The sequence below is a fragment of the Streptomyces sp. NPDC002156 genome (assembly GCF_053593675.1).
Map to the genome: position 1 here is coordinate 1 of NZ_JBSFDA010000316.1, position 5,044 is coordinate 5,044.

Genomic DNA, 5,044 nt, shown 5'->3' on the forward strand with positions numbered 1-5,044 from the left:
GCTGAGTCAGTCAGCCCGTCCGGCGTTTGAGGACGAGCGCGTTCAGCGCGACTTTCCCACCCACCCGTCCGCACTCCCCGCCAGCCCGTCCGGCGTTTGAGGACGAGGCCGTTCAGGCCGAAAGGGGGGTCTGGGGGCGCAGCCCCCAAGGATGGGACGGGTAGGGGCGGCGGGGGCGAAACTCAGGGCTTCGTGCGCGGCATCATCGGGTAGCTGCCCGTGTTGGTCGGGGCGTGTTCCGGGAGCCACAGGACCGCTACCGCGCCCTCTGCGGGGACGTCCTCGGGGGCGCCCGGTGGGCGTATGTTGCGGAACGTGAGGCGGGCGCCCAGGACGCGGGCCTGGCCTGCGGCGATGGTCAGGCCGAGGCCGTGGCCGTGGCCTGAGCGGTCGGTGCTGCCCGTGCGGAAGCGGCTCGGGCCGTCCGCCAGGAGGTCCTCCGGGAAGCCCGCGCCGTGGTCACGGACGCGGATGACCCTTCCCTCCACCGAGACCTCTATCGGCGCCTTGCCGTGTCTCGCCGCGTTGGCCAACAGGTTGAACAGGACACGCTCCAGGCGGCGCGGATCCGTCGTCACCTCCGACTCGTGCACCACGTGCACGGCGATCTCCGGGTCCTTCGCGATCACCCGCCGCGCCACGAACTCACCCAGCATGATGTCCTGCAACTCCGCCCGCTCCGACGCCCCGTCGAGCCGGGCCACCTCCAGGACGTCCTCGACCAGCGTGCGCATCGCCTTCGCCCGGTCCAGGACCAGCTCCGTCGGCCGGCCGGGTGGGAGGAGTTCGGCCGCTGTCAGCAGTCCCGTCACCGGCGTACGCAGCTCGTGCGCGATGTCCGCCGTGACCCGCCGTTCCGCCTCAAGACGCTGCTGCAGGGTGTCCGCCATCGCGTCCACCGCCCGGGCGAGGTCGTCGGTCTCGTCCCGTACGACACCGCCTATGGCGTCCCGTACTCGTACGTCCGTCTCGCCTCTGGCGACCTGGTTCGCGGCCGCCGCCGCCTTCCGTAGCCGGCGCGACAGTTGCGCGCCGATCAGCACACCGAGCGCGCTCCCGCCCAGCACGACCGCGATCGAGCCGATGATCAGCGCCTGGTCCAGGTCGGCCATGATGTCCGTACTGCGGTCGGTGAACCCGGTGTGCAGCGACATGATGTGGCCGTCCTTGAGCGGTACGGCCGCCCAGATGTCCGGCACTCCGTCCGGCCGGTCGGTCACGTAGGTCGCCCGGCGGCCCTCCGCCGCCTTCTCCCGCAGCTCCCGCGGCAGGTTCGGGTCGTCGACCTTGATGCCGGGGAAGTTGGGCCGCCCCGACAGGTTGTAGTTGCTCTGCCCGATCAGGACACGTTCGTCCGCGAGATCGCGCGCGCTGTCCAGCATCGAGACCCGGGCCGCGTTGTGCACGACCAGGCTGAGAGTGATCGCCACGAGCGCGCCGACCAGCGCGATGGCGGCGCTCAGCTTCCATCGAAGCCCCGTGCGGATCCCCGTAAGGCCTGTGATGCCCCTGAGGCCCTTGGTCCTGGTTCCTCTTGCGCCCATGGGTCCGCTCAGGCCTTCAACTTGTAGCCGAAGCCGCGGACCGTCTCGATCCGGTCCTGGCCGATCTTCGTACGCAGCCGCTGCACATGGACGTCGACGACGCGGGTGTCGCCGCCCCAGCCGTAGTCCCACACGCGTTCGAGGAGTTTGTCGCGGGAGAGGACCGTGCCCGGCGCGGACGAGAACTCCAGCAGCAGCCGCATCTCGGTGGGCGTCAGGGCCACCGGCCGGCCCTCCTTGCGGACCTCCATGCCCTCGGTGTCGATCTCCAGGTCACCGAAGACGAGCACCCCGCCGGTCACGGGCGCCCCGCCCTCCGGACCCGCCGCGTTCGGGCCGCTCGCGTGACCGAAGCGGCGCAGCACCGCGCGGATCCGGGCGACCAGGACGGCACCGTCGAACGGCTTGGTGACGTAGTCGTCGGCGCCCGCCTCCAGGCCCAGGACCACGTCGATCGAGTCGGCGCGCGCCGACAGCATGATCACCGGCACGGTGGACTCGTCGCGGATACGGCGGCACAGGCTGACGCCGTCGAGGCCCGGGACCATGACGTCCAGCAGGGCGATGTCGGGGCGGTCCGCGCGGAACGCCTCCAGGCCCGACAGCCCGTCGGGCATGGCGGTGACCGCGAAGCCGTCCCGCTCCAGGGCGAGTTGGGTGGCCTCGCGGATGACGTCGTCGTCCTCGACGAAGAGGACGTGGGTCTGGTCTGCCATCCCGGTGCTCTCAGTTCTCGTCTCGTGCGTCTTGTGCGTCAGGTCGTGTGTCGGGTCAGTTGGAGTCCGTCGTCGGCGCGGTGTCGCCGTCGACCGCGCTGCTGTACTCGTTGTGCGTGCGGTACTCCAGCGTGAAGCGGCCCGCCGTCCACCGGTAGGTGATCACATTCTCGCCCGACGGGCTCGTCACCGGGTCGTCCTTCTTGTACACCTGTTTGGTGACCACCAGGTCGCCCCGGTCTATCTCCGCGTAGACGGGGGACTCCTCGGCCCGGAAGACGTTCCGGTACCCGGTGCCGCTGCCCGCCTCGCGGTACACGTACGACCCGACGCCGACGGCATCGCTGCACGTCATGACATTGACGACGACGTCGTCCGAGGCCCCGCCGGTCAGATCGCCGTACGACACGTCGACCGGGTACTCGTCCCCGACGCACGGCTTCAGCGCACGCTTGACCGAGGCCGCGACCCCCGGGTCGTCCATGACGAGCCTGACCCCGTCCACGTCGTCCGTCGTGGCGTACGCGGAGGGCGAGGGGGTGGGGTTCAGCTTGCCCGCGACGGCGTCGGCGCCGGCCGGGCCCTCGTCACGGGCGCCGGTGCCGCCGGTGGCACAGGCGGTGACGAAAAGGGCGAGGGCGGCGAGCACGGCCGTAGCCGTGATCACCGCCTGAAAAGCCCGCCGGGCAGGGGCGGACGGAGTCGGGTGCATGAGCAGCCCCGAGCCGTGCCCCTGCCACCCCCGTGAGCCCGCACCCGGATCGGGACCGCTTCCCGGACCCGGACCTGAGGATGGGTCCGCGCCCGAATCCGTCCCTGCCCCTGCCCCTGTCCGGGGCTGTGCCCGTGGGACCCCGGGACCGGTCGCCCCTGTGCCTAGGCCGCGCAACGCTCCCGCTCCTCATGCTCCAGCGCGCGTGCGTCCAGATCGCGGGCCTCCAGCTCCTCCCGGAGCCGGGCGAGCGCCCGGTGCAGCGTGCTCTTGACCGTTCCGGCCGACATGCCGAGGGCGGCGGCCGTCTCCTCCGTGGACATCTGCTCCCAGTGTCGCAGCACGACGACACTGCGCTGCTTGGGTGCGAGCACCTTCATGACGTCCATCAGGAGGGCGCGGTCCGCGTGCTGCTCGGTGGAGTCGTCCACACACGCGTCCGGAAGCTGCTCGGTGGGCACTTCCTCCAGCTTGCGCGCCCGCCACCACTCGGTCCGGGTGTTGATCATCACCCGGCGGAGGTAGGCGTCCGCGAGCCGCTTGTCCGCTATGCCGTCCCAGCGGCCGTACGTCCGTACGAGCGCCGTCTGCAGCAGGTCCTGGGCGTCGACGGGGTCCGGGACCAGTCGACGGGCGCTGCGCAACAGCGCGTCCTGCCGTGTGCGGACGTACTCCTCGAATTCGAGCACCTCGCCCTGCTGCGTCATGTCCAACCGCCTCCGATCCCCGTTTCCGACCCGCCTGCCGGCCGGCTTTCACTGCCCTGTGGTCTGTACAGGGATGAAGCTACGGAGGGGTTGTCACGGAGCTGTCCGAGTCAGCCTGCGGGGAGCGCGCGGCTGTCCGTCGGTTGTGTAACGGAAGTAGGGGAGGGGTAAGCGGGAGGGGTAATTGGTGGTGATGTGGGGTGATTTGGAGGATGGGGGAGGAGTGTTTGACGCGTTACGGAAGGCCGAGTCTGTGTCCCGGGATGTGTCTCAGCTGTGCGGCAGGCGGTACAGCCCGCCCGGCAGGGGCTCGACCAGACCGTCCGAGACGAGGCCGTCCAGGGCCCGGGCGCGCTGCACCGGCTCGTGCCACACACGGTCGAGTGCGGCCTGCGGTACGGGTGTCAGGGCCTCACGGAGTACGGCGAGCAGCTTGCCGCGCACCTGGCGGTCTGTCCCCGCGTACGTCTGGCCGCGGCGGGCCGGGCCCTCGTGCTCGGGCTTCCCGGCGAGCCGCCAGGCGCACTGGGCGGCGATCGGACAGCGGTGGCAGGTCTCGTTCCTGGCCGTGCAGACGAGCGCGCCGAGTTCCATGGAGGCCGCGGCCCAGCGGGCGGCCGTCTGCTCGTCGTCCGGCAACAGGGCGCGGGCGAGCTTGCGTTCGGCGGCGGTGGTGGCGTTCGGGGGGTACTGGACGCCGGTGACGGCGCGGGCGAAGACACGGCGGACGTTCGTGTCCAGTACGGCGTGCCGCTGGCCGTAGGCGAAGGAGGCGACGGCGGCCGCGGTGTACTCGCCGATGCCGGGCAGGGCGAGCAGTTGGGAGTGGTCGGTGGGTACGTCGCCGCCGTGGCGTTCCGTTATGGCGACCGCGGCGCCGTGCAGACGCAGGGCGCGGCGGGGGTAGCCGAGGCGGCCCCAGGCGCGGACGGCTTCGCCGGGGGCGTCCTTGGCGAGGTCGGCGGGGCGGGGCCATTGGGCGAGCCACTGCTCGTAGACGGGCAGTACGCGGCTGACGGGGGTCTGCTGGAGCATGAACTCGCTGACCATCACGCCCCAGGGGCCGGCGTCGGGGCGGCGCCAGGGGAGGTCTCGGGCGTGCTCGTCGAACCAGTCGATGACGGGGGAGTGGAGGTCGGTGGCGGGGGTGTCGGCGTCGCGGTGCGGGGGTTTCGTGGGCGCAGTCATGGCGGGTTCGATCCTGCCATGTGGGGGTGCGGGGGTGTGCGATGCGGTGCGGTGCGGGCGGGCTTTGTTTCGCCCCCGCCGCCCCTACCCGTTCCCATCCCTGGGGGCTGCGCCCCCAGACCCCCCCTTGTCGCGCTGAACGCGCTCGTCCTCAAACGCCGGACGGGCTGACATACC

Annotated in this window: 5 protein-coding genes; all 5 read right to left on the reverse strand. The window is 71.4% G+C overall.

The genetic code is table 11. The features are described 5' to 3' along the window. Window positions 1-182: 182 nt before the first annotated feature. Window positions 183-1,544: a two-component system sensor histidine kinase CseC gene (cseC, locus tag ACWCRB_RS48930; protein ID WP_451002237.1), complete on the reverse strand. Its 1,362-nt coding sequence runs from the start codon at window positions 1,542-1,544 to the stop codon at window positions 183-185. 8 nt (window positions 1,545-1,552) lie between these two features. After that, window positions 1,553-2,260, reverse strand: coding sequence for a two-component system response regulator CseB (cseB, locus tag ACWCRB_RS48935; RefSeq protein ID WP_451002238.1), 708 nt, complete (start codon window positions 2,258-2,260; stop codon window positions 1,553-1,555). A gap of 55 nt (window positions 2,261-2,315) precedes the next feature. Further along, window positions 2,316-2,972, reverse strand: coding sequence for a hypothetical protein (locus ACWCRB_RS48940; protein ID WP_451002239.1), 657 nt, complete (start codon window positions 2,970-2,972; stop codon window positions 2,316-2,318). Window positions 2,973-3,136: 164 nt separating this feature from the next. Continuing rightward, complete coding sequence (locus ACWCRB_RS48945) at window positions 3,137-3,679, reverse strand: SigE family RNA polymerase sigma factor (RefSeq protein ID WP_369034054.1); 543 nt, start codon at window positions 3,677-3,679, stop codon at window positions 3,137-3,139. Window positions 3,680-3,949: 270 nt separating this feature from the next. After that, window positions 3,950-4,867: an A/G-specific adenine glycosylase gene (locus ACWCRB_RS48950; protein ID WP_451002240.1), complete on the reverse strand. Its 918-nt coding sequence runs from the start codon at window positions 4,865-4,867 to the stop codon at window positions 3,950-3,952. Between the last annotated feature and the right edge of the window lie 177 nt (window positions 4,868-5,044).